The 1,086-nt window shown below is 20.3% G+C and carries 1 protein-coding gene; it reads left to right on the top strand.

Going from position 1 to position 1,086, the window contains the following annotated elements; translation table 11 throughout:
* The coding region (locus EZH24_RS12410; protein WP_137999364.1) for an FkbM family methyltransferase at positions 1-909 on the top strand (909 nt) is incomplete at its 5' end.
* Between the last annotated feature and the right edge of the window lie 177 nt (positions 910-1,086).

The following is a 1,086-nucleotide window of genomic DNA, read 5'->3' on the forward strand; positions in this document are numbered from 1 at the left end:
AAATCTATAATTGATAATATAGTATGGTGGATACCATTCAAAAAATTAAGAAATAATGTTAGACTATTACTATTAAAAATAGCAAACTTTAATAATGAAATTGCTAATTGTAAGAATGAGTTAAACATTATAAAACATGAATTAAATTTAATATATTCCAATACAACATTATTATCTATACATTTTGGAATAGATATATGTAATAAAGCACATCCTTTATACATAAATGACAACTATAAAACACATTATTTTGTTGCTCAAGATATGCAAGATTATATAGCATATCAATATTTAAAAAGTATTAAAAATGATTTTTTTTCAGATGGATTTTATATAGATATAGGAGCACATGATGGTATATCAGGAAGTACAACTTTAATTTTTGAAAAATTAGGTTGGCAAGGAATATGTGTAGAAGCTAATCCTATTAATTATGAACAATTATTAAAAAATAGAAAAAACTCACTTTGTATCAATGCTGCTGTTTCAAATCAAAATATGCCAAAAGCTCAATTTGTAGATATCGAAATACACAATTTTTTAAGTTTTTTAAATTTAGGTATTTCAGATGAAGAATATAATAATAGATTAGTAAATGCTAAAAAATATTTGGAATCTTTGGGAATATTAAAAGAAAATGATGAATTAAAATTAAATTTCATTGATGTAGAAGTTATAAACTTTGATGAAATTATGAAAAAATTCCAAAATGTTAAACATATTGATTTTTTATCAATAGATATAGAAGGTGGAGAACTAAATTTATTAAAGTCAATAGATTTTCATAAATTTAGTTTTTCTATGATAGGATTAGAAGGTCATGATAATATAATTATTGACTTTATGTTAGAAAATGGATATAAAGTTTTTACAAAAACTTTAAGCGATACTATTTTTATACCACAATAAAATATATAATATATTCTTAATATATTATTGTAGTTTATTTTTTAATAAATAATTCATAAACATTTAACAAAAATATTTTACATAAAAAAGTATATACTGTTATTAATATAAGTATATTTTGGGAAGTAATTTAATTTTGAAGAGGATAAAAATGAGAACAATTTTTACAGTGATAAT

Origin of the sequence: Brachyspira catarrhinii (assembly GCF_005518285.1) — a bacterium.
Lineage (GTDB): Bacteria > Spirochaetota > Brachyspiria > Brachyspirales > Brachyspiraceae > Brachyspira > Brachyspira catarrhinii.